Origin of the sequence: Paenibacillus larvae subsp. larvae (assembly GCF_002003265.1) — a bacterium.
Lineage (GTDB): Bacteria > Bacillota > Bacilli > Paenibacillales > NBRC-103111 > Paenibacillus_H > Paenibacillus_H larvae.
The window spans coordinates 4,032,494-4,054,541 of sequence record NZ_CP019687.1 but is presented as its reverse complement, the minus strand read 5'-3'; the positions used below and the strand labels follow the sequence as shown (position 1 = coordinate 4,054,541).

The 22,048-nt window shown below is 43.2% G+C and carries 25 protein-coding genes and 4 pseudogenes; 7 read left to right on the top strand and 22 right to left on the bottom strand.

What is annotated here, in order from left to right; translation table 11 throughout:
* Positions 1-9 precede the first annotated feature (9 nt).
* From spoIIAB to BXP28_RS21125, 3 genes are all read right to left on the bottom strand, one after another.
* On the bottom strand, positions 10-465 hold the full coding sequence (spoIIAB, locus tag BXP28_RS21135; protein ID WP_024093708.1) for an anti-sigma F factor: 456 nt from the start codon (positions 463-465) through the stop codon (positions 10-12).
* Complete coding sequence (gene spoIIAA, locus BXP28_RS21130) at positions 462-815, bottom strand: anti-sigma F factor antagonist (RefSeq protein WP_036657858.1); 354 nt, start codon at positions 813-815, stop codon at positions 462-464. The genes spoIIAB and spoIIAA overlap by 4 nt, the downstream gene beginning before the upstream one ends.
* A gap of 121 nt (positions 816-936) precedes the next feature.
* Positions 937-2,115, bottom strand: a complete 1,179-nt coding sequence (locus BXP28_RS21125) for a D-alanyl-D-alanine carboxypeptidase family protein (protein ID WP_023482588.1) — start codon at positions 2,113-2,115, stop codon at positions 937-939.
* Between the two features lie 156 nt (positions 2,116-2,271).
* Between BXP28_RS21125 and BXP28_RS21120 the strand changes: the two genes are divergently transcribed.
* The 4 genes from BXP28_RS21120 to BXP28_RS21105 are packed head-to-tail and all read left to right on the top strand — an operon-like array spanning position 2,272 to position 5,191.
* Positions 2,272-2,841, top strand: coding sequence for an RNA polymerase sigma factor (locus BXP28_RS21120; protein WP_023482587.1), 570 nt, complete (start codon positions 2,272-2,274; stop codon positions 2,839-2,841).
* On the top strand, positions 2,816-3,634 hold the full coding sequence (locus BXP28_RS21115; RefSeq protein ID WP_036657856.1) for a hypothetical protein: 819 nt from the start codon (positions 2,816-2,818) through the stop codon (positions 3,632-3,634). Before BXP28_RS21120 ends, BXP28_RS21115 begins: the two co-directional genes overlap by 26 nt.
* The gene (locus tag BXP28_RS21110) at positions 3,609-4,511 is read left to right on the top strand and encodes an ABC transporter ATP-binding protein (RefSeq protein ID WP_235430628.1); all 903 of its coding nucleotides are present in this window, start codon (positions 3,609-3,611) and stop codon (positions 4,509-4,511) included. The genes BXP28_RS21115 and BXP28_RS21110 overlap by 26 nt, the downstream gene beginning before the upstream one ends.
* Complete coding sequence (locus tag BXP28_RS21105; RefSeq protein WP_023482584.1) at positions 4,508-5,191, top strand: ABC transporter permease; 684 nt, start codon at positions 4,508-4,510, stop codon at positions 5,189-5,191. The genes BXP28_RS21110 and BXP28_RS21105 overlap by 4 nt, the downstream gene beginning before the upstream one ends.
* A 49-nt stretch (positions 5,192-5,240) precedes the next feature.
* On the opposite strand, the gene BXP28_RS23655 is transcribed toward BXP28_RS21105, so the two are convergent.
* From BXP28_RS23655 to BXP28_RS21045, 12 genes are all read right to left on the bottom strand, one after another.
* Positions 5,241-5,477 (bottom strand): pyrimidine-nucleoside phosphorylase-like protein, encoded by a 237-nt coding sequence (locus BXP28_RS23655; RefSeq protein ID WP_023482583.1) that lies wholly within the window; start codon positions 5,475-5,477, stop codon positions 5,241-5,243.
* A 59-nt stretch (positions 5,478-5,536) separates the two neighbouring features.
* The gene (locus tag BXP28_RS21095) at positions 5,537-5,914 is read right to left on the bottom strand and encodes a cupredoxin domain-containing protein (protein ID WP_036657851.1); all 378 of its coding nucleotides are present in this window, start codon (positions 5,912-5,914) and stop codon (positions 5,537-5,539) included.
* A 248-nt stretch (positions 5,915-6,162) separates the two neighbouring features.
* Positions 6,163-7,020: a purine-nucleoside phosphorylase gene (locus BXP28_RS21090; protein WP_023482581.1), complete on the bottom strand. Its 858-nt coding sequence runs from the start codon at positions 7,018-7,020 to the stop codon at positions 6,163-6,165.
* 16 nt (positions 7,021-7,036) lie between these two features.
* Entirely contained in the window at positions 7,037-7,858 is an 822-nt protein-coding gene (locus BXP28_RS21085; RefSeq protein ID WP_077585293.1) for a purine-nucleoside phosphorylase, read from the bottom strand.
* A gap of 71 nt (positions 7,859-7,929) precedes the next feature.
* Positions 7,930-9,105 carry a phosphopentomutase gene (gene deoB / locus BXP28_RS21080; RefSeq protein ID WP_023482579.1) on the bottom strand — a complete coding sequence of 392 codons (1,176 nt, stop codon included), beginning with the start codon at positions 9,103-9,105 and terminating at the stop codon, positions 7,930-7,932.
* A gap of 161 nt (positions 9,106-9,266) precedes the next feature.
* A complete protein-coding gene (xerD, locus tag BXP28_RS21075; RefSeq protein ID WP_023482578.1) occupies positions 9,267-10,163 on the bottom strand; it encodes a site-specific tyrosine recombinase XerD in 897 nt (298 codons plus the stop codon).
* Between the two features lie 96 nt (positions 10,164-10,259).
* On the bottom strand, positions 10,260-10,493 hold the full coding sequence (locus tag BXP28_RS21070; protein WP_024093702.1) for a DUF4227 family protein: 234 nt from the start codon (positions 10,491-10,493) through the stop codon (positions 10,260-10,262).
* A 65-nt stretch (positions 10,494-10,558) separates the two neighbouring features.
* Positions 10,559-11,680 carry an alanine dehydrogenase gene (ald, locus tag BXP28_RS21065; RefSeq protein WP_023482577.1) on the bottom strand — a complete coding sequence of 374 codons (1,122 nt, stop codon included), beginning with the start codon at positions 11,678-11,680 and terminating at the stop codon, positions 10,559-10,561.
* A gap of 306 nt (positions 11,681-11,986) precedes the next feature.
* Entirely contained in the window at positions 11,987-12,472 is a 486-nt protein-coding gene (gene fur / locus BXP28_RS21060) for a ferric iron uptake transcriptional regulator (RefSeq protein WP_023482576.1), read from the bottom strand.
* Between the two features lie 99 nt (positions 12,473-12,571).
* Complete coding sequence (gene spoIIM, locus BXP28_RS21055) at positions 12,572-13,216, bottom strand: stage II sporulation protein M (protein ID WP_023482575.1); 645 nt, start codon at positions 13,214-13,216, stop codon at positions 12,572-12,574.
* A gap of 232 nt (positions 13,217-13,448) precedes the next feature.
* On the bottom strand, positions 13,449-14,642 hold the full coding sequence (locus BXP28_RS21050; protein ID WP_023482574.1) for an endonuclease Q family protein: 1,194 nt from the start codon (positions 14,640-14,642) through the stop codon (positions 13,449-13,451).
* Between the two features lie 2 nt (positions 14,643-14,644).
* Positions 14,645-15,199 (bottom strand): NUDIX domain-containing protein, encoded by a 555-nt coding sequence (locus tag BXP28_RS21045; RefSeq protein WP_023482573.1) that lies wholly within the window; start codon positions 15,197-15,199, stop codon positions 14,645-14,647.
* Positions 15,200-15,314: 115 nt separating this feature from the next.
* On the opposite strand from BXP28_RS21045, the gene mciZ reads away from it, so the two are divergent.
* Entirely contained in the window at positions 15,315-15,491 is a 177-nt protein-coding gene (gene mciZ / locus BXP28_RS23075) for a Z-ring formation inhibitor MciZ (RefSeq protein WP_155116342.1), read from the top strand.
* A gap of 19 nt (positions 15,492-15,510) precedes the next feature.
* Here the strand turns inward: mciZ and BXP28_RS23070 are convergent, their stop codons facing one another.
* Together BXP28_RS23070 and BXP28_RS21035 are read right to left on the bottom strand one after the other, a co-directional pair.
* Positions 15,511-15,648: a hypothetical protein gene (locus tag BXP28_RS23070; protein ID WP_158529832.1), complete on the bottom strand. Its 138-nt coding sequence runs from the start codon at positions 15,646-15,648 to the stop codon at positions 15,511-15,513.
* A 122-nt stretch (positions 15,649-15,770) separates the two neighbouring features.
* Positions 15,771-16,465: pseudogene (locus tag BXP28_RS21035) on the bottom strand (LCP family protein).
* A gap of 302 nt (positions 16,466-16,767) precedes the next feature.
* Here BXP28_RS21035 and BXP28_RS21030 point away from each other — a divergent pair.
* A pseudogene (locus BXP28_RS21030) lies at positions 16,768-18,223 on the top strand (IS1182 family transposase).
* Between the two features lie 22 nt (positions 18,224-18,245).
* On the opposite strand, the pseudogene BXP28_RS21025 reads toward BXP28_RS21030, so the two are convergent.
* Together BXP28_RS21025 and padC are read right to left on the bottom strand one after the other, a co-directional pair.
* Positions 18,246-18,635: pseudogene (locus BXP28_RS21025) on the bottom strand (arsenic resistance protein); the annotation flags it as partial.
* Positions 18,636-18,978: 343 nt separating this feature from the next.
* Positions 18,979-19,479 carry a phenolic acid decarboxylase gene (gene padC, locus BXP28_RS21020; protein ID WP_036654254.1) on the bottom strand — a complete coding sequence of 167 codons (501 nt, stop codon included), beginning with the start codon at positions 19,477-19,479 and terminating at the stop codon, positions 18,979-18,981.
* Between the two features lie 117 nt (positions 19,480-19,596).
* On the opposite strand from padC, the gene BXP28_RS21015 reads away from it, so the two are divergent.
* Positions 19,597-20,193 carry a PadR family transcriptional regulator gene (locus BXP28_RS21015; protein ID WP_077584935.1) on the top strand — a complete coding sequence of 199 codons (597 nt, stop codon included), beginning with the start codon at positions 19,597-19,599 and terminating at the stop codon, positions 20,191-20,193.
* A gap of 354 nt (positions 20,194-20,547) precedes the next feature.
* Here BXP28_RS21015 and BXP28_RS21010 read toward each other — a convergent pair whose 3' ends face one another.
* The 3 genes and pseudogenes from BXP28_RS21010 to BXP28_RS21000 form a co-directional block, all read right to left on the bottom strand.
* The gene (locus BXP28_RS21010) at positions 20,548-20,874 is read right to left on the bottom strand and encodes an ArsR/SmtB family transcription factor (RefSeq protein ID WP_046655380.1); all 327 of its coding nucleotides are present in this window, start codon (positions 20,872-20,874) and stop codon (positions 20,548-20,550) included.
* Positions 20,875-21,086: 212 nt separating this feature from the next.
* Positions 21,087-21,636: pseudogene (locus BXP28_RS21005) on the bottom strand (transposase); the annotation flags it as partial.
* 149 nt (positions 21,637-21,785) lie between these two features.
* Positions 21,786-22,040, bottom strand: coding sequence for a hypothetical protein (locus tag BXP28_RS21000; RefSeq protein WP_036657849.1), 255 nt, complete (start codon positions 22,038-22,040; stop codon positions 21,786-21,788).
* Positions 22,041-22,048: the final 8 nt, after the last annotated feature.

Genomic DNA, 22,048 nt, shown 5'->3' with positions numbered 1-22,048 from the left:
GCAAAACCCCTAATTATACATGGCTTTGGTGGCGTTTTTTGATTCAATCCTTTTCTTCATGATGATTTTGGTTCCTCTGCCTACGGATGAATATACTTCAACGTCGTCCATGAAATTTTCCATAATCGTAAATCCCATCCCGGACCGCTCCAGCTCCGGCTTAGACGTGAACAGCGGCTGTTTGGCCAGCTCCAAGTCGTCGATACCTGTACCCTCGTCTTCCACAGTAATCCGGACCTCATCTTCCATTATCTCTGCTTCAATGGTGATAATTCCATCCGGAGCATTATCATAACCATGAATAATGCTATTGGTTACCGCTTCAGAAATCACCGTCTTGATCTCCGTCAGTTCTTCTATATTAGGGTCCTTCTGGGCAATAAATGAAGCAACGGCAACCCTGGCAAACCCTTCATTCTCGGATAAGCTGGGAAATTGCATTCTCATAAAGTTTCTCGAACTCATAATGCCACCTCCAGACTGGAGATTGCCTTTCTCTCGTTATCTTCAATCGCTACGATTTTGAATAAGCCGGATAGTTCAAACAACCTGTAGATAGAGGGGTTGACATCACAAACAATCATCTTGCCACCTCTTCCGGTTATCTGCTTGTACCGTCCCAATATGACACCAAGACCCGAACTATCCATAAAGCTTAAATCCCGCAGACTGAGCACGAGATTCCGGGCATCCCCTTTAGCAATGGCTTCTTCCATACGCGTTTTCACCATATCGGCTGTGTGGTGGTCAAGTTCTCCTTGCAATCTGACAATTAACGCTCTTCTTCTCTGCTCGAATTCAATTTGCAAACTCATGGTCAATAGCTCACTCCTTCCATCGTGAACAATGACTTCGATTTTACCTTTGTTAATTCCTGCCACTTGACAAAACTAGAAGAAAAGCGCTAAAACCCGTCAAAATAAGTGTTTTCCGCAATTAATTTGTCTGAAACAGGCTGCCTACTCCCCGCTTAAAAATGGTCCACCATCCGGCTTTCTCTACAGCGACCGGACTTGTAAGCGAAAATTCCTTGAGTTTGACATCCCCTTTATATACCACCAGTTTCCCAATCGGCTCGCCTGCTTGAACCGGTGCCTTAAGGTCAGGTAATATCTGGACTTCATGACGGATGCCTTCCTTTCCCTCACTCTTTTTAAGCAATACACCGTAAGGATGCTTGGCAATAAGAGGAACTTCTTGCACCTTCCCTTTGCCCACACGGAACGATCCTATCTGGTCACCGGCTTTAAAGATGGGATAATTGGTGTACTGGGAAAAAGAATAATCAAACAGCTTCGTTACTTCCGCATTCCTAGTTTTGGTATCCGGCTCGCCCATAACAACGGCAATCATACGCAAATTGTCTCTCTTCGCCGTGGCCGCAAGACAAAATTTTTCCTCACTGGTGAAACCGGTTTTAAGACCGTCTGCCCCGTTATAAAAACGAACCAGCTTATTGGTATTCACAAGCCAAAACGGTTTTTCGCTATCCTTACGCAAGTAATCCTGATATGCACCTGTAAACGCAGTAATTTTCTCGTGCTTGAGCAATTCACGGGACATTAGAGCAATATCATAAGCGGTTGAATAATGATTTTCCGCAGGCAGTCCGTTGCAGTTAGCAAAATGGGTGTTTTTCATGCCTAGCTGCTTGGCCCGTTCATTCATCATTCGTACAAAGTCTTCTTCCGTTCCCGCAATTTTTTCGGCCATAGCCACAGACGCATCGTTCCCGGAAGCCATCGCAATGCCTTTAAGCATTTCTTCAACCGTCATTTCTTCTCCCGGCTCCAGAAAAATCTGGGAACCTCCCATTGAAGCCGCGTACTCGCTGGTGCGGACTTTCTCATCCATTTTAAGAGTGCCTTTATCTACTGCTTCCATAATGAGCAGCATTGTCATAATTTTGGTAATACTGGCCGGAGGCAGTTTCGCATCTTTATCTTTTTCCGAGATAATGGTACCTGTATCGGCATCAAGCAATATCGCAGACTTGGCGTTAGGCGTAAGATCCGTCTGCTGCGGGACTTTTTCCTCAGCATGAACATAGGAAAATCCTGTCCAGAACAACAATTGGCTGCAAAGAAGCAGGCTTGTCACCCACTTGGTTTTCATAGGTTGTACCCTCCAGAATATTCGCAATTTAAGCAAGAAGCTGCTTCTATACAGTTTTAACCCATTTGAAGATAAATATTCCATGTCTTTTTTTTGAGGTACAATTAAAACCTGATGCCCCTTTAACCGTCACTTATATAGATAGGGGGAAAACATGTGTTAACAGATGAAGAATTAGTAGAAGAAATCAGGCGGGGAACCCAAAGTTCAATGGAATTGTTAATCCAGCGGCATTATCCTATGATTTTCGCGTATTTATACCGGATGACTGGAGAATATCACAGTGCATGTGATTTGACTCAGGACACATTCGTAAAAATGGTAAGATATCTTCCTAACTACCGTGGAGAAGGCAAATTCAGGTCATGGTTACTTTGTATCGGAGTAAATACTGCCCGGGACTATTTTAGAAGTACGGTTTACTCCAACTACAGCAAATCGGGAGAGATAGAAGATACAATTCCTTCTAATGATAAGAGCCCTTTGGAACTCGTCAGTTACCGGATGGAGAGCGAAGAAGTGAAAAAAACAGTTCTACGCCTGCCTGATTATCAGAAAGAAGCGATTATCTTAAGGTATTACCATGATTGCTCAATTAAAGAGATTGCCGAACTAACCAACGCCGGGGAAGCTGCCGTCAAATCCAGGTTATATCAGGGAGTTCAAAAATTGAAAAAATGGCTTGGAAAGGAGCATAACGATGAGCAAATTTCCAAAAACGTATGAGAATAAAAATGCTGATAAGGAAACTATGTTGAAGCAAAAGCTCGAACAGTACCAAGTCAGATTCCCGGATGAGTATGTGATGAAATCGGCAATTGAAGCGGCGCGCACAGCTATGCTTGAATCTTCATCAGAATCCCAAAAGAACCCTGCGGGTACGTCCAGGTCTTTAGTCAATTTACTTGTGTCCGACGCATCTGCTGTACACCCATGCTTTTGGTTATTCAGTTGTATATGTTTCACGGCAACTTCCTTTTTATTAATGCATTTGTTGAGTGTCGAAGCAGCTATCGGGTTCACAGCCCCACTCCCGCTCCTCATCGGCATTAACGATGTTTTTCGCAGCCGGGATAAAGGTCTGTTCGAACTTGAGATGGCCTGTAAATTTACAGGATCTGAACTCCTTCTGGCCAAGCTTTTCCTGATTGGTTTATACAACTTTTTATTAATTGTTTTGTTTTGTTTTGGCCTTACTATCTTTGATTTTACTTCCGCTTCTTGGAGACTGCTGTTTGACGGGATGGCTTCATTCCTCGGTCTTACCGGAATTTCGCTCTATTTTGCTCTACGGTTTAGGGCAGCTTATGTTTCTTTTCTTATGTTTCTTTTGTGGAGTTTTAGCATTCTGGCCCTTGAGGTACTGCCATTTTTAAAAGAAGCCTATCTATTCGTTCGCACACCTTTTACGTTTTTTTCCTTCATCTTCGGTGCGCTGCTGATACTATTCCAGATGAAAAAAATTTATTCACATGATTTATTCACAGGGAGGAATGAAAGTATTGAAATTGGATATTGAGAAACTCACCAAACGATTTAGTCAACACGTGGCTGTTCATGAGATTCAAACCGTTTTATCACCGGGAATTTACGGTCTTGTAGGACCAAATGGTGCCGGTAAAACTACTCTGCTTCGTATGCTTGCAGGTGTCATGCACCCTACAAGCGGCCATGTGCTCTGGAATGGACAGTCAGTGAAAGGTAAAGCAGGGGAACAATACCGGAATCAACTGGGTTACTTACCCCAGGAATTGGGATTATATCCTTCTTTTACAGTAGAACGCTTTTTACGCTATATTGCCGCTTTGAAAGGTCTCTCTAAAGCAGAAACCGGAGAATCGATCGAACGCGTACTCAATCTGGTAAATTTGAAATCTAAACAATCAGTAAAGATTAAGGAACTGTCTGGAGGAATGAGGCGAAGACTAGGCATCGCCCAGGCATTGTTAAATGATCCCAAAGTTATGCTGCTGGACGAACCCACTACAGCCTTGGACCCGGAAGAGAGGCTCCGTTTCCGAAACGTCATTCAAAGTTTATCCGGTAACCGGATTATCATTATTTCAACACACATTATGTCCGATATCGAACAACTTGCAGATTATTTACTTATCTTGAAAGAAGGCCGTTTGGTAGCAAACCATTCACCCGGAAAATTGATTGAAGAACTGGAGGGAATGGTTTGGAATGTAACTGCAGATACAGAATTGCTTCATACATTAAGCAGGAACTATTTAATCGGTAATCTGGGCAAACAGGAAGACCATTATCGGGTAACCGTTATTGCGAAAGAGCCTCCTTCCCATAAAGCAGTCCCACAACGGCCATGTCTTGAAGATGTCTATGTTTGGCTGTTTGGATCTATTGAACTACCTGTAGAAGGAGTGCAGCCATGATAGAATTAATCAAAATGGAGGCAGGGAAATTATTCAAAAACCTTCCGGGCTTGGTTATTTGGGCTGCGGGCGGGTCCTACAGCTATGAATATGCAAAAAGAATGGATCAGCTCATCTTCAGTTCCGGTACGGGGAGAAGAAAGGTGTTCTGGGCCAAGCTTGTGGCGCTATCGATGTATACCATTGCGATTACCCTTGCCTCTACCATCTGGATTTTACTAGCACATACAAGTAATTATGGATTTGGGGGCTGGAACTCTAAACTAATCCAATTGGACAACGCTTTTAATCGAAGAGGATTTTATTTTGACCTTCCGGTATGGCTCTTTATATTGCTTTTTGCAGGTATGATTTGGGCTGGTTTACTTGCTCTGGCTGTGTTTGTCCAGTGCTTGTCCTCGCTTACTAAGCTGGCTTGGTTGCCTTTTATTATAGGAGGAATTCTATATATCCTCGGAGCCTTCTACGAATACCAATATTCGTATGACCCCAGTAAAGTCGTACAAGCATTCAGCTACAGTGCATTGTTGTATTTGGAAGACTTTGGAAAAATTGAATACCGCTCCCTAGCTGGGATTCCTGTTCCTCTTCACATTTGGTTTTTACTGCATTCATTAATATTGCTTATACTACCCTTGGGATTTCTTTCCTGGAGCTGGAAACGGAAACAAGCCTACTGAAAAAATAATACGCTCTAAGGATACGTTATCTCGTCCTTAGAGCGTTTTGTTAAATTTCTGTCTTATCATTGAATGATTTCATAAACCATCTCCGGTACTTCCGGTTTTTTTCTGAGATGATAAAGCTCCCAAGTGATGCTACCAGAGGGGAGATAATCAAAGTAAGCTTGTCGCCAACTCCGCCAGTGGAATGTTTATCTACAATATGATCACTGATCTCAGACAGATCAATACGGTCTCCTGAGTGGACCATAGCATTGTCATATAAGTAATTTAATTTCTTCATCTACCTAAAGGGGATAATATCATACTCCGCTACTCTTTTGTCCATTTATTCTTATGAAATTATTCTACAACTAATTTGGATACCATTTGATCATGACCTTCTCCGCATGGCAGAATGCATTTCACTTCATAAGTTCCAGGATTATCAAATTTCACTTTTTGACTCGGCGTGTTTTTGTCAAGCTTCACGTTCATACCGACGATTTCCATTGCATGCAAGCCTTCTTTGCTAGTGAAAGAAACGGTCTTTTCTTCTCCCGCTTTTACTTTGTATACGTCCTCATTAAATTTAAAGTTCACAGCCAATATTTTCAAATCATTCTTAGTTGCCTTTTCATTAGCCATTTCAGCCTGTTTCTCCGAAATATTCTGATACAGGACGCTGATTCCCAATACAGATGCAGCAATCACCAAAACAGACATAATCCACTTGTACATGCCAATTCCCCTGTAACGTTTATCACACTTCTCCTATTTTACACTAAATCAACTAAAATTTCCGCTTTTTTACATGTCAAATCTTTGAAATATTTGTGTCAAAATTGTGAAAACGCGAGATTTGTCCTTGCTGTCTGTATAGAAAAAACCTGCTTTTAGTACATGAATGTGAGGGAATTACCGGTAACAGATAAGCATTTTCTTTTTAAAAAGCCGCTTTCATCCGAAAATGAAAGCGGCTTAACCATTTATAAAGTAGAATCAAACCGGCGGACAAATGTTTTGACCAGCTGAATAAATTTGGGCTTTGCTTTATTGGCAACTTCCACTACCTGCTCGTGGGTCAAAGCCTCCAGTTCTTCCCCAATTGCCATATCCGTAATACAGGAGATGCCCAGTACTTTCAGTCCGCAATGGCGGGCGGCAATTACTTCCCCGACGGTTGACATGCCAACCGCGTCCCCGCCTAATTTGGCAAGCATAGTCAGCTCCGACGGAGTCATGTAGGTGGGCCCTGTAATTCCCGTGTAAACCCCTTCCTGAAGTTCCAGTTCTTCTCCATCGGTACCGCGAACATCCTTAGATATCTCATGCGCAAGCTGGCGGTAAGGCCGATAATAAGCTTCCGACATATCCGGAAACCGGACACCAAGTTCAGCGGAATTAGGTCCAATTAAAGGGTTATCTCCGGTCATATTAATATGATCCGTGATGAGCATAAGATCCCCCGGCTGGAAGGCCCGGTTCATTCCTCCGCAAGCATTGGTTATGACAAGTGCTTTGACTCCTAACTGATTTAAAACGTAAACAGGAAAAACTACTTTTTTCATGGAATAGCCTTCATAATAATGAAAACGGCCTTGCATTACAATGACAGTTCTGCCTTCCAACTCCCCGATGACAAATCGCCCTGCATGGCCTTCTACAGTAGATACTGGAAAATGCGGTACGTCTTGATAATCAATGGAAACGGGTGACTCCACCTGTTCAGCCAAATCGCCTAGACCCGATCCCAAGATCAGCCCAATTTCAGGTTTTTTACCTTGCAGCCTGGCCTCAATGGCCTTCACCGCTTCTTTAATCTGTTCAACATAACACAATCCCATGTCGATCCCCCTTGTTTCACAGCGCTTCGATAATACCAAGAACCAATTTCAAGAATTTCGGCTTCACACGCTCTGTTGTCTCAATAACCTCCTCGTGCGAAAGCGGCTGATCCAAAATACCTGCTGCCATGTTTGTTACGCAGGAGAATCCCAATACTTCAATACCGGCATGACGGGCAGCAATGACCTCAGGCACAGTTGACATCCCAACTGCATCCGCCCCTATCGTACGAAGCATACGAATTTCGGCGGGGGTCTCATAAGAAGGCCCCATCACAGCCGCATACACGCCTTCCTGAAGCTTAAAGTTTTGCTCTGCGGCTACTTCATGGGAAAGCTGCTGAAGTTTTTTGCTGTAAGCTTCGGACATATCCGGAAACCGGACGCCAAGATCATTGTTGTTAGGTCCGATAAGCGGATTGCGGAACATGAAATTGATGTGATCTTTAATCACCATCAAGTCGCCCACGTTAAAGGAGGTGTTCACTCCCCCCGCGGCATTCGTAACAATTAATTTGGTTACTCCCAGCTGCTTTAACACGCGTACAGGAAACGATACTTTGACCAGATCATAACCCTCGTACGGATGGAAGCGGCCTTTCATCATGATCACATTTTTCCCTTTAATCTGTCCCGCTACAAGTTCACCTGCGTGTCCTTCAACCGTAGAAACCGGGAAATGCGGAATGTCCTGATAAGCTATTACTTTGGCATCTTCAATAAGGTCAGCAAGTACACCCAGACCCGAACCCAGGATTAGACCGATTTGGGGGTTAAATCCAATTTTCTCTTCAATAAATTGGGCAGCTTCTTGAATCTGGTTTTTTACCAATGGCATCATCGTCGTTTCTCCTCCTTAACATCAACCGTTCTATTGAACCCATTCAATGTTCTGCCTTATTCACCGGGTTATTTTAATTCATTCAGGAAGCTCGTTCCGTTTCCGGTAGAGGCAACCCCGAAGTTCTCCGCGATGGTAGCCGCCAGGTCAGAATAAGTCTGCCTTACGCCGATCGAACCCGTCTGCTTGAATGAAGGGCTGTAAAGCAGGATCGGGACGTATTCACGAGTATGGTCAGTTCCGCTATGAATGGGATCATTCCCATGGTCGGCCGTTAAAACAAGCAGGTCATCTTGACCGATTTTACTGAGAAGCTCCGGAACATGCTCGTCAAATTCCATCAAGGCGTCGGCGTAACCCTCCGGATCTCTGCGGTGTCCGTATAAAGAATCAAAATCTACCAGATTAGTAAAAGCCATTCCCGTAAAATCTTCAGACAGCACCTCGATTGTTTTATGTATTCCATCCAGGTTGCTTTTGGTTGGAGTAGCCTTTGTTATACCTTCCCCTGAGAAAATATCATTAATTTTGCCGATGGCAATGATTTCATAACCGGCGTCCTTAATATGATTGAGCACGGTTGCTTCAGGCGGCTTCAAAGCATAGTCATGTCGGTTCGGAGTTCTCTTGAAGGCACCCGGCTGCCCAACATAAGGACGTGCAATAACGCGGCCTACAGCAAACTCATCCTGAAGTGTCAATTCCCTGGCAATCTTGCATGCTTTATACAGTTCTTCAAGAGGAATAATGTCTTCATGCGCAGCGATCTGGAAGACACTATCAGCGGATGTGTATACGATCCAGGCCCCTGTTTTCATTTGTTCTTCGCCGAGTTCGTCCAGAATTTCAGTACCTGAAGCCGGTTTATTGCCAATTACCTTGCGGCCGGTCAATTCTTCAAATTTTTGAATCAGTTCCGGAGGGAACCCGTCAGGATATACTTTGAAAGGGATCATCACCTTCAGACCCATTAATTCCCAGTGACCGGTCATCGTATCTTTTCCAACGGAAACTTCGTTCATTTTCCCGTAATAAGCCTGGGGCTTCTCGGCAGGTTCAATTCCTTGCAGTGCAGCAATATTACCAAGCCCTAACCGCTGCATATTCGGTAAGGTTAGTTTAGAAACACGCTCCGCGATGTGACCAAGCGTATGCGAGCCCTTATCGCCGAACTTATCGGCATCCGGAAGTTCCCCAATACCTACACTATCCAGTACAATAACACCGATTCGTTTAAAACGCATATGAGTTGCCTCCTAATCATGTTTAACCAAGTTCATTATCTCATTATCGCCTGACGAATGCAAAAATACCCTGTTCTCTGAACGCGCTGCCTTTTCCTTTTTTTTCCTGAACCTATCAGAACAAAAAAAACGGCCACTTCCAGTGAAGTAAACCGTCCTATTTATAATTTGGCCCGGGGGTGCGTAAGGTCATACACTTCCTTCATTTTGGTTTTGGTGACAAAGGTATACCTTTGTGTCGTGGACAAATCCGAATGTCCGAGCAATTCCTGAACAGCCCGTAAATCAGCCCCGTTTTCAAGTAAATGAGTGGCAAAGCTGTGCCTTAGGGTATGCGGGGTAATTTCTTTATGGATTCCGGCCTCCGTGGCGTATTTCTTCATCATTTTCCAAAAACCCTGCCTGGTCATCCTTGTGCCTATGTGGTTAAGGAATAATGCCTTGTCCGGCTTGCCTTCCTTGAGCAGAGCCTCTCGCGCTTCATTCAAGTAACGTTGAATCCATAAAGTGGCAACTTTGCCCATCGGAACGATCCGTTCTTTCCCTCCCGTGCCTGTGCATCTAACGTATCCCAGGTCGGCATATATATCCCCTTTATTTAACGTAATTAACTCAGAAACCCGGATTCCGGTTGCATACAAGAGTTCCAGCATAGCTTTGTCTCTTAATCCGCTGGAGGTACCTGTATTGGGTACGCCGAGCAGGTTGTCCATTTCTTCTACAGTCAAAATGACAGGGATCTTCGTTTCCGCTTTAGGGCTCTCAACTTGGCCGGATGGATCAAGGGTCATCACTTGCTCTCGGATTAAGTAGTGATACAAAGCCCTGATGGATACAAGTGTCCTGGAGATTGTGGCAGGGGCCCGTCCAAGCTGCTTTAAGTTATTCATATAAGTGATAACATGTACGCGCTGGGTTTCCTCCCAGGCAAGAATTCCTTCAGACGAAAGGAAATCCGCATATTGGGCAAGATCCTTCTTATAAGATTCCACTGTATTTGGGGCCAGACGGCGTTCGTCCTGCAAATAGATAATAAATTCATCCAGCTTTTGTTTCAAGGCACATTCTGCTCCTTCTCCTAGTGTTGTTCCATAAGCTGATCTACAGATGAATATATGTTCAACACGTAAGAACCAAATTCCTGCTTGCTCCTGTCATTCTCCATACCAATAAAAAAAACGGAGGCGGTCAAGCATCCGGACTGGTTCCGTCTGATCCTTAAATTGGCTGAAAGCTTTAACAGATTCCCCATCCGGTTCTTTATATTTGTGTATCGGTTCAATCCATACGGAACATATCCTGAGGGCCTGATACATGATAAAAGTAAGCACTAAGAACAGGAAAAGAAACTTTAACCGGGCCATCCATTTGCGCAAAGAAAAAATCATAAGCTGCCCTCCTTATAGGACAGCTTATGATCGTTTTTTAAAGCTTATACCTTTTAAACGGGAATTTAACCGATTAAAATCTCGGTAAGACCCTTATATGGAAGACTGACCGCCTCAGCAACCGCCCTATGCGTAACTTGTTCTTCATACGTATTCACACCGTGACTGAGCATCTCATTCGTCATAATGGCACCTTTTACACCTTTGTTTGCCAGTTCCAATGCGTAAGGAATTGTCACATTAGTAAGTGCTAGGGTGGAAGTTCTCGGTACAGCCCCCGGCATGTTGGCAACAGCATAATGGACAACACTGTGCTTAATATATGTAGGCTCGCTATGGGTGGTTACCCGGTCCACGGTTTCAATCGTTCCGCCCTGGTCAACCGCCACATCTACTATAACGGCACCCGGTTTCATCTGTTTTACCATTTCTTCAGTAACCAATTTTGGCGCCCGGGCACCTGGAATCAACACGGCTCCAATCAGCAGATCCGCTTTTTGAACAGCACTTGCTATATTATATGGGGTAGACATCAGGGTCCGAATTCTGCCCTGGAAAACATCATCCAGATAGCGCATCCGGTCGGGGCTTCGTTCAATTACGACCACATTGGCACCCAGCCCCAACGCCATTTTGGCGGCATTAGTCCCCACGATGCCTCCCCCTAAAATGATTACATCAGCCGGTGGTACGCCAGGCACACCCCCAAGGAGAATTCCTCTGCCCCCTAAAGGCTTCTCTAAAAACTCGGCTCCAACCTGGACGGACATGCGGCCCGCCACCTCGCTCATAGGGGTGAGAAGCGGAAGTCCTCCGCCCGGCTGCTGAATCGTCTCATAAGCGATTCCTGTTACGCCGCTTTTCACAAGCTGATGAGTTAACTCCGCTTCAGCCGCGAGATGAAGGTAAGTGAATAGAACCAGATCTTTACGGAAAAATTCGAATTCCTCCGAAAGAGGTTCTTTGACCTTCATGATCATTTCCGAGCGTCTCCAGACTTCTGCATCCTGTTCAATCAGAAGAGCGCCTTCGCGTGCATACTCTCCATCTGTAAAACCGCTTCCTTCCCCGGCCCCTTTCTCAACTAATACCTGATGTCCTGCTTGAGTAAGCATACCAGCACCGCCGGGAGTAAGTGCAACCCGGTTTTCATTGTTCTTAATTTCTTTCGGTACTCCAACTATCATGGTATTTCCTCCTTAGATCATATCGGATTGTGCCCAAAGACAAGTATAACGTACAATTGCTGAGCTTAACACCTTTTTTTACAGCCGTTTGCCCCGCCGGTGAAGATTCCAGTCACTTTCCTCTTTAAATACTTATCCCTCATAGAGACCGCTTACATCTGCTCGGGCCGCCTCGATTTGAAATGATAAATATTGAAAAAAAGAAGCAAATAACCCGGCTGTCTTTTTTAGAGCAACCGGGTTATTTGATGTTTCTATATGATTAACTTTCTGACTTTAAAAAACCTTCTACTTGGTAATATCAAGTCAGAAGGTCTGATGGGCGGGTTTGGTTTCTTCCGGTTTTTTTTCCTTTTCCCTGCAACGGTGGCAAATCCCCTGAAAATCAAGCCGGTGATCCAGCACTTTAAAGCTATACTCTCTCTCTAGACGATCCTCCAGAGGCCCTAGCCAATCTTCCATAATTTCATCCACTGCACCGCATTGCACACAAATAAGATGATGGTGGTGATGGTGTGAACTGTCATTTCTCAAATCGTATCTGGCCACGCCATCTCCAAAATTCATTTTCTCTAAGACGTGCAATTCGCTCAGCAGCTCCAATGTACGGTATACTGTGGCCAATCCGATTTCCGGGGCTTTATCCTTAACCAGCATAAATACATCTTCTGCACTGAGGTGGTCTTCTTCGTTCTCAAGCAGCACACGAACAGTCGCTTCACGCTGAGGAGTCAACTTATAACCTTGGGATTGCAGCTGCTGTTTGATCTTATCTATTCTTGATTCTTCCATAACTCCTCCCCCTACTCTGCATTACATTGTACGTTCGGCGCATGAAGCCCCTTTTTTCATTATAGGGGGTTAGTACTTGATAAGTCAACGTTCTCCCCTCTACCCGGGATAGAGCGCAGCCAAGATAGGCGTGACCCACCTCATCATATGAGGAGAAATAAAGCCTTCAAATAAGGCTACGGCCAGTAATACGGCAGCAGCCGTCAAGGTGATACCCGAATGCCTCATAAAAGGTTCATGTATACTTCCTTTCCGCTGGAGCAGTCTGAATTTGATTATATATAGGGAAAATGAAATCGCCGATACACTGCAGATCAATAGTGCCGGTATTATAATCAGATTTTGCGGAGCTACAGAAACAAGCGAAAAGAGCATGCCTTTCCAGGAAAGCTGCCCAACCAGATACCCGACTGTAAATCCGACCAAAACACCTTTTAGAAAATCAAGAATCAAAATCAAAGGAAGCCCAATAATAGAAAGACCTAATACCCAGATTAGGAGGACCCACCTTATGTGCATCCCAAAAGTTTGAAAAAAGGAGTCTTTTCCATCCAGTGAGGACCCGTCGTTAACGGATTGAAAAAAACTCCCCAAATGGCGGGACATATCCTGTTTTTGTTCCAAAGACAGTGCATTCACCATTACAGCACCAAATATAACCCCTACCACAAACAAAACGGACACAAATACATATAACGTCAAATTTTCCTTCAAATAAAGCTTCATCGTTTGCTTCTTTAACATCCGTTGTTCCTCCCCTTACAACAACATACCCCGTTTCGGAATTTATCTAAGACTACTATATGAGTCTCAAAGGATTGATATGATGAATAAGCAGCTAAAAAATCCCGCGAAAAGAAACAAAAATGCCAAACCCCGCCCGGGGTCTGGCATTATCTATTAAACAGGATGTTTAGTATCAGTAGGATTCGTGTATCCCTTTTGCTAGGTTTAATCAATGAAGGAACGGATTTCTTTATACGATTTGCCCTTTTTTTACCTTGCCATACTGTCCCCCGCCGCCAGTTTGCAGTTCAAGCCTTCCTTCCCGGGCCAAATGGATCATGTGAGCAATATCTTGCCCCGCCACGTGGACAAGATCCTGCTCCCTTGCTTCGTGTAAAATATTCATTTCCGTACCAAAATGATTAAGTAAAGCAGCCATCTTCCGTTTACCAAGACCCGGTATGAACTCAAGAGGAATTTGATAATGGTAAGGGGGCCGATAATCGGGCAAAACCGGAAGCTCCCGGTCGGCAATACTTTGGATCCTGTCCATAACTCCACGGAGCATTTTAGAACTTCCACAATACAAACAGCGTGAAGCAGCAATTTGTTCTTTATCCAGAAGGCTGCTGCAATTCAGGCAATACGTGCGGTGATATTTACCGAGCCGGGGATTCAGGCCATAATTTGCTTCCACATGGCGGCCCTCTTCACGGTGAAGCGCCTTAACTACTTCCTCATAAGTGGGGTTTGCCAAAGCCATCCGGTTATACTCTCTCCCGATTTTAGGCAGGGAATGGGCATCCGAATTCGTAAGAAATGTGAACGGGTCAAGTTCCGAGATCAGCCCCGCCATCGTGGAATCCGCACTCAGCCCCAATTCAACAGCACTAATCAGATTAAGTTCAAGCAGGTGTTCCATACGGGTTGACCCGCTGCCATATATACTTTTATGAGGAGTGAAAATATGGGCCGGTACAAGAATGCCGCCTCTTGCTTCCACCTCGCTTTGCAATACTTTCGCAGGAACATACAACCTTTGTGAACTGAGCTCGACATTTTTCATATGAAGACGCAGCCAGGACGTAAAAGATTCCATTGAGGACAAATCGGGCAAATAGACCAGTAAATGGACCGGTCCCATTCCGGGATCTCTGACTTCCAGCTCACAACCGAGAAGTACTGTCGTTTGATGATAGCGGATTCCTCCCCCTTGCAATTCCCTCATTTCACCGGATTTTACATATTGCCTAATCTCGCGCTGCACACCGGGAGAATGACAATCAATGATGCCAATTACTTCAATTCCCTTACGTTCCGAAGCCTCATGTGCAATATTATAGAAGGTTAGGTTGTTCGCGGCACTGATTTTAACAGCTTGTCCGGCCTCTGTCCTTCCAATGTGAATATGCAAATCGACGTAAACAGAATGCAGTGTATCCACTTTTACAGTTGTCCTCTTTGGATATGCTGCTCCCAGACATAAACGGCCAAAATCGTCTTTGCATCACTGATTCTTTGTTCAGCTATATATGCTTTGGCTTCTTCAAGCGTAATGGCGTCATTTTCCAGAAATTCATCCTCATCCAGTTGAAGGGTTCCCTTTGTAAGCTGATCCGTGAAATATAAATGAATTAGTTCATCTGCAAAACCAGGGGAAGTATAAAAGGAATGCACCAGCTTTAAGTTTTCGGCCTTATATCCGGTTTCTTCCTCTAATTCCCGTTTAGCTGCATCAAGCGGGTCTTCACCCGGATCCAGTTTACCTGCAGGAATCTCAACTTCACATCTGCCAAGAGGCTTACGATATTGGTCCACAACCAGCATTTTACCGTCCCGGATCGCGATTACTGCAACAGCCCCCGGATGGCGGACAATTTCCCTTTTGGAGGTTTCCCCGTTTGGCAGCTTTACCTCCTGTACTTCCACGTTAATGATTTTCCCTTGATAAATAGACTTTGTTGACAAAGTAACTTCTTCAAATTTATGTGCGTTTGTCACTATTCTTCCGGCCTCTCTTTCCCTTTTTACGAAAATGACTATCCCAAGTATAACTTGTCTTCTGAATGCATATGGTCTTATTATATCAAATTCGCAGAGGAAAAGAGGCATTTGAATGAACAGACATATGACGGACAATCAATTTTGCCTGATCGGAAAAGGATGGGAAGTCCGTGAATATTGGAAACAGGCGGCCAGAGAGAATCCTGGGATGACAATGGAACAATTTTTGCAGCGGAAGAGAAAAGGTCTTATCCGCCGAATTAAAAGTAACCTTTCCCCCGTGAAATAAAGCAAAAAAGGGTTTCCGGTCAATCATCTACCCCGTCTGTAGATTCATGAATATATGATTTTGTACTTTCTTCATTATTTACTGCAACATCCTCTCCAACTGCAATGCGTTGAAGGAGTTCCGAAATCCTTTTTTGTTCCTGATTCGTCACCTTCATGTATGAGACCCCTCCGATACTGACCGGAGCTGCTTTCAAGGTAAGAGTCGATACATCGTTTCCTGTTAAAGAAGGTACTTTTGCAGCTAAAGTGGTTAGCAGAGTGAATGGAATATCTGTTTTTACATTATCCCCATTACTGAAAGCAGTCTGTTCAGTTTCAGAACATTCCGGTAATTTGTTGTTTGGTTAAGTAATTCTTTCACCACCTGCTGCTGCCGGCGCATTCTGGCGAAATCCCCCTCTGCATCTCCGCGGTACCGTGCATAGTTAAGTACCTGCTCCCCATTCAGCTTTTGCCTTCCCTTCTTTAGTCTGAACGGTTTATGGGTAATCCGGTCCTGAAAAACCATATCTTTTTCTACATCGATTTCAATCCCCCGAGTTCGTCCACAAACTTCTTAACACCATTGAAATTGAAAGCGACATAATAATTTACCGGGACATCCAAAAAATATTCTACTGTACGGATTGAACTATTTACTCCACCGTATGCATAAGCATGATTGATTTTATCATATCCTTTTCTTCCATAGATGTGTACGTAGGTATCTCTTGGTATGGAAAGGAGCCACACCTTATTCAGTCTTGTGTTCAGGTGGGCTAGTATAATGGAATCCGATCGGCCTACCTTGACATCTTCAGAATCAATTCCCAGAAATAAAAAGGAGTATACATTTTCCAGATTTTGAACCGCAGGGGTCGGTGCATTTTGGTCTGTTTGAGGAGGCCTTGCCTCATACACCTTTCCCCACTGAGTATATATCCGCCAGACGGCAAAACCGGCTATAAGTAAAATGATGATCAAAGGAATCATCCAAATTAGCCTTCTTGTCTTTTTTTTCATATCTGCACCCTCTTGATGTGAAATGGCCTCAGCTTTGCCATATCGCTACACAAGCTTATCAAGGCGTCGTTCTTTTTTGATTATTCCCTTAGAAAGGCTATGTGATTGCATGCAGAATCTGGGTTGGCAGCCAAATAAAAAACACCCTTTTCAGGGTGTTTCAGACTGTCGACAAAGTCCTGTCGACAGTCTTTTTTACGAAAATACACCAACCATTCACCGCATTCATATAGTATCATATAGGTAAATAACTAGTGCGGGAGCGCTTGAATATGTTGCGAAAAACCGGTTACGAAGGACGTTCTCAAATTTCCATGGTCTCCTTGGACGAGCTTGTACCTATAGATCATTTGGTCCGCAAAATCGAATACGCCATCGATTTTAGTTTCATCTATGACATGGTTCGGGATGTTTACTGTGAGGATAACGGCCGCCCTAGCATTGATCCGGTTGTTCTTATTAAAATTGCGCTTATTCAATGCCTTTTTGGTATTCGCTCCATGCGTCAGACCATCAAAGAGATTGAAACCAACGTCGCGTACCGTTGGTTTATTGGCTATGACTTCAGTCAGCCCATTCCTCATTTCTCCACGCTGGGTAAAAATTACGTGCGCCGTTTTCGGGATACTGGACTGTTTGAGGGAATCTTTCATCGCATCCTCGAAGAAGCTGCCCGGCATGGTTTCATTGAACCTGACGTACTCTTCATCGACGCGACACATGTTAAAGCAAGCGCGAACAAAAACAAATATGTAAAACAGATCGTTCAGGAGCAAAGTCGAAAGTACCAGGATCAGCTTGATGAAGAGATCAATCAAGATCGGGCTTTACATGAGAAAGAAACCGTTCGAAAAAAAGCCCAATGTCACGCAGAAGGAGGTGAAGGTGAGCACGACTGACCCGGAGTGTGGTTTGTTCGTGAAGGGAGAGTAAGAACGTGTTTTCGCCTACAGTTTCCATACCGCGTGTGATCGGAACGGGTTTGTACTCGGCGTCAAAGTAACCCCTGGAAATATCCACGACAGCCAAGTATTTGAAGATGTTCTACACGAGGTTACTCGCGTAGTTCCGGCTCCACAAGCGGTTGCCGCGGATGCAGGTTATAAAACACCAGCCATCTGCAAAATGCTGCAAGAACAAGAGATTCGTCCCGTCCTGCCGTATACCCGTCCCAAGACGAAAGAAGAATTCTTTAAAAAGCATGATTACGTTTACGATGAGCACTACGACTGCTACCTGTGTCCGGCAAATGCCATACTGTCTTACGAAACAACGAACCGTGCTGGTTATAAAATGTATCGCTCGAATCCGGCAATCTGCCAAGCCTGTCCTTTCCGGACACAATGTACAGAGAGTAAAGAGGCAGTGAAGCGTATTAGTCGTCATGTTTGGGCTGAATGTGTGGAAGAGGCGGACCACCTTCGCCATACAGAAGAAAACAAACGGATTTACGCAGAGCGAAAAGAAACCATAGAGCGAGTTTTTGCTGATTTAAAGGAGAAGCATGGTATGCGGTGGACGACCTTACGAGGACTTAAAAGCGTCACCATGCAGGCAATGCTTGTTTTTTCTGCCATGAACCTCAAAAGAATGGCGACCTGGCTCTGGAAGAGAGGTCGCCCATCTGATAAATTCAATTTTGTATTTGAAATAGGGATAAAAAACATAAAGAACTCCCGCTACTGTAGTATTTCGCGGGACTTTGTCTTCAATCTGAAAGGAGCCTAATAGGGCTCCTTTACTGTTTGACTTAAGTGAAATATTTGTGTTTGAATCGCAATGATATATTGACCAATGCGATCATCACAGGAACTTCTACAAGCGGACCTATCACGGCTGCAAATGCGGATCCTGAGTGGATGCCAAAGACGCCTACAGCGACGGCAATAGCCAACTCAAAGTTGTTGCTGCCTGCTGTGAATGCCAACGATGTACTGACTTCATAGCTTGCACCTGCACGTTTCGATAAGAAGAATGATACAAAGAACATAACGACAAAATAAATCAACAATGGAATCGCTATACGGACAACATCCATCGGCAGTTCAAGGATTTTATCGCCTTTTATCGAGAACATGATAACAATGGTAAACAATAAAGCGATCAATGTCAGGGGACTAATTTTCGGTATAAACGCCTCCCCTGTATCTTTCAATTTCCAATGAGTATGGTGTCATTCTGAGGCATACCTGATATGGACAGCAGCCCCCTACTGATGATAGGTTCCTGACTTTTGGACTTGTTTATAATTTGTATGAGATTGAAATTGCTTTAAATAGCAAAAGAATAACTACGAGCAAGCAAGTAGTTATGGGAGCCAAGACTCTATTAAATTTCATATGTCAAATATGTCCAAAGACTAGCGGCATACAGAATTAGAAGTTGAATCTTTTGATAAGCCGTGCCTTAGTATGGCACGAATGGTTCAATCAGGCGGAAACTATAAGAGTGGTTTTCCTATTTTAATTCAATCCAATTTTTCATTAAAAGGTTAACTTTCCTGAACGAATATCATTAGTCATCCCATTATACGGAGCCTGAGATATAACTTTTTCATTATTGACTCCCTCATTTTTGTAAAAAGTGATGTCAGCAAACTCGGGGACAACATACTTAGGATAAGTCTCATATCTTAAGCGGGATTCTTCCATTAAGGTGATGAAGTCATTTTGGTAACAAACCGTTATTTCTGGATGTTCATGAACCCATTTAGGAAAGAAAATAACTCCATGCATTCGATTATCATTAGGCATAAAATTGAGTGAAACATCAGTACCTGTCGGTTCAGTCCATGAAACTTTAAAAACTCCATCCACGATTTTAACAATATCTGCTTTTTGGTCGCGAACCCAGCGTCCTCCTACCATTCCACTATGGATTCGATAATCGACTGTATCTTCATTTTTAATATAAAATTCATATTCCCAACCATTTCTATAAGTGTAAATGAAGTGACTTCCTAAAAATTCATTTAGATCTTTCATCAAAATTCGCTCCTTAATTATTATTAAATATTAAACATGTAATATGTTACATGTTATAGTTTTGAGTATAATTTTGTTTTATAATAATGTCAAGATCTAGTAAACGGAGGTTATATGGTGAGTCGCCGAATTTTAAAACACGCTATTTTAGGGTTAGTAAGCAGAGAAGATATGAGCGGATATGATATTACATCTGAATTTAAAAAAGCCATTGGACAGTTTTGGAGTGCAAAGCACAGCCAGATCTATGTTGAATTAAAAAACTTATTAAATGACGATTTAATCACGCAGTATATAGAGATGTCTGGGGCCAAACTTGAGAAAAAGATGTACAAACTTACTGAAAAAGGAAAGATGGAGCTAGAGAAATGGCTGCTTGACATGGATAACAGTGTAGAAACTGAAAAGGATGTTTTTGCTTTAAAGGTTTACTTTTTGAAGGATATCCCAGAAAAGGGTGTGTTATTCAAAAACCAATTAAAAATAAAGAAGGATAAGTTACTTTATCTTAAAGAACAGTTCAATTTACTATTTGGAGCAGAGAAAAATCCAAGGGATCTGAATACGGAAGAATTAGGCCATTATTTGGTTTTGACAAAAGCTATTTACCGTGAAGAGGCTTATATTTGCTGGCTAAATAAAAGTCTGGATTTAATAAATATCCATCGAGATAGCTCTAACTATACGAGTAAAAGGGGTGTTCTCAAAGCTTAACTATACTTATCATCAGAACTAAATTACTCTGCTCACATTGCGCTAATGCCGATCACGAACCGACCGTACTTCGGAAGCATTATACGCAATCTGGCCGCCGAAATAACCTTAATCTCAGGAATGATGTGATGTTTGGCATAGAAGTGTAACTGTCTCGCACTCTTGAGCAGCGCTTCATAACTTTTAAATCTGGAAATTTAATAAATTCTAGTAATTTTTTAACTCAAATAGCAATGCCTTAGCTAATTACGCTCAATTAATAATCCTTAGCGTGCTATTTTTTCCGTTTCGTGAGCAGACCCCTAAATGATCTTTTTGTTTGAGTTCATCTTGATGACCACCTTGTAATTAAGATTAAAGACACGTCGTGTTCTTTATTTTTAGATAAGATTTTACGACTTCACTTTTAGAGGGAAGGGCATTAATGATCTCTCTGACATAGGGTTCTAGTTCAGTATTGAGACGAACATGCACCCATGTGCCAACTTTACGCTCTGTGATGATATCCGCTTTTTTGAGCTTCTTTAAGTGCTGACTAATTGCAGGTTGTGACAACCCAAGCAGAGCCACCACATCGCATACGCACAGCTCCTGATTCACTAAGCAAGCGATTATGGATAGGCCCAGTACCAGCGTAGCTGACACAGACCGCAAAGTAACTTGAAAACACTTAAGAAACATTGTAACCACAACGAGTTAGCGAAGTTCCGAATTTATTTTTGGAATCGGAACTTGGCATTTTTACCAGACATAGACTCAGACAATCAGGTGGAAAAGGGCCTTGCTAGGATTGAATTAGTTCCGATACTCACCATTTGCGGAACTTTCAATAATGGACATCCATTTTTTAACAGGCGCTTGCGGGTGGTGTCAGCAACGCTGGTACTACCCCTTAGCGTACGTTTTCCGCGTTTTGTTGGCGGTACCCCATCAAGCTGATCCTGGTACTTTCGACTTTGCTCCTGAACGATCTGTTTTACATATTTGTTTTTGTTCGCGCTTGCTTTAACATGTGTCGCGTCGATGAAGAGTACGTCAGGTTCAATGAAACCATGCCAGGCAGCTTCTGATTCCCTCAAACAGTCCAGTATCCCGAAAACGGCGCACATAATTTTTACCCAGCGTGGAGAAATGAGGAATGGGCTGACTGAAGTCATAGCCAATAAACCAACGGTACGCGACGTTGGTTTCAATCTCTTTGATGGTCTGACGCATGGAGCGAATACCAAAAAGGCATTGAATAAGCGCAATTTTAATAAGAACAACCGGATCAATGCTAGGGCGGCCGTTATCCTCACAGTAAACATCCCGAACCATGTCATAGATGAAACTAAAATCGATGGCGTATTCGATTTTGCGGACCAAATGATCTATAGGTACAAGCTCGTCCAAGGAGACCATGGAAATTTGAGAACGTCCTTCGTAACCGGTTTTTCGCAACATATTCAAGCACTCCCGCACTAGTTATTTACCTATATGATACTATATGAATGCGGTGAATGGTTGGTGTATTTTCGTAAAAAAGACTGTCGACAGTCTGAAACACTTGGGGATTATTCCCAAGTGTCTTTAAATAAATGTACAGTATACAATCATTTATTTATGGAATCAATCAACTTTTTTGCGTCCAACATAGACATTCCCTTTTCTTTTCTTAATTTCTTTATGACCTTTATCTCTGATTCTTGTTGAAGTAACTTTTTTGCATAGGACTGTAAATGAGCATTTTCTGTTGGATTATGATGCAATTGTTGCCTAAGTATCTTTATTTTATTAGATTGGATTAGAATTGCTACAAAGAATACAATAATGATCAGAATAGAAGAAAGAGCAGTATAAACCTTCATACCTTTTC

Bases quoted from the DNA above. Each gene is read 5' to 3' on its own strand.
- spoIIAB (WP_024093708.1), bottom strand. From the start codon at position 465: ATGAGTTCGAGAAACTTTATGAGAATGCAATTTCCCAGCTTATCCGAG.
- spoIIAA (WP_036657858.1), bottom strand. From the start codon at position 815: ATGAGTTTGCAAATTGAATTCGAGCAGAGAAGAAGAGCGTTAATTGTC.
- BXP28_RS21125 (WP_023482588.1), bottom strand. From the start codon at position 2,115: ATGAAAACCAAGTGGGTGACAAGCCTGCTTCTTTGCAGCCAATTGTTG.
- BXP28_RS21115 (WP_036657856.1), top strand. From the start codon at position 2,816: ATGAGCAAATTTCCAAAAACGTATGAGAATAAAAATGCTGATAAGGAA.
- BXP28_RS21110 (WP_235430628.1), top strand. From the start codon at position 3,609: ATGAAAGTATTGAAATTGGATATTGAGAAACTCACCAAACGATTTAGT.
- BXP28_RS21105 (WP_023482584.1), top strand. From the start codon at position 4,508: ATGATAGAATTAATCAAAATGGAGGCAGGGAAATTATTCAAAAACCTT.
- BXP28_RS23655 (WP_023482583.1), bottom strand. From the start codon at position 5,477: ATGAAGAAATTAAATTACTTATATGACAATGCTATGGTCCACTCAGGA.
- BXP28_RS21095 (WP_036657851.1), bottom strand. From the start codon at position 5,914: ATGTACAAGTGGATTATGTCTGTTTTGGTGATTGCTGCATCTGTATTG.
- BXP28_RS21090 (WP_023482581.1), bottom strand. From the start codon at position 7,020: ATGGGATTGTGTTATGTTGAACAGATTAAAGAAGCGGTGAAGGCCATT.
- BXP28_RS21085 (WP_077585293.1), bottom strand. From the start codon at position 7,858: ATGCCATTGGTAAAAAACCAGATTCAAGAAGCTGCCCAATTTATTGAA.
- deoB (WP_023482579.1), bottom strand. From the start codon at position 9,105: ATGCGTTTTAAACGAATCGGTGTTATTGTACTGGATAGTGTAGGTATT.
- BXP28_RS21070 (WP_024093702.1), bottom strand. From the start codon at position 10,493: ATGATTTTTTCTTTGCGCAAATGGATGGCCCGGTTAAAGTTTCTTTTC.
- ald (WP_023482577.1), bottom strand. From the start codon at position 11,680: ATGATAGTTGGAGTACCGAAAGAAATTAAGAACAATGAAAACCGGGTT.
- fur (WP_023482576.1), bottom strand. From the start codon at position 12,472: ATGGAAGAATCAAGAATAGATAAGATCAAACAGCAGCTGCAATCCCAA.
- spoIIM (WP_023482575.1), bottom strand. From the start codon at position 13,216: ATGTTAAAGAAGCAAACGATGAAGCTTTATTTGAAGGAAAATTTGACG.
- mciZ (WP_155116342.1), top strand. From the start codon at position 15,315: ATGAACAGACATATGACGGACAATCAATTTTGCCTGATCGGAAAAGGA.
- BXP28_RS23070 (WP_158529832.1), bottom strand. From the start codon at position 15,648: ATGAAGGTGACGAATCAGGAACAAAAAAGGATTTCGGAACTCCTTCAA.
- padC (WP_036654254.1), bottom strand. From the start codon at position 19,479: ATGAAAGATCTAAATGAATTTTTAGGAAGTCACTTCATTTACACTTAT.
- BXP28_RS21010 (WP_046655380.1), bottom strand. From the start codon at position 20,874: ATGTTTCTTAAGTGTTTTCAAGTTACTTTGCGGTCTGTGTCAGCTACG.
- BXP28_RS21000 (WP_036657849.1), bottom strand. From the start codon at position 22,040: ATGAAGGTTTATACTGCTCTTTCTTCTATTCTGATCATTATTGTATTC.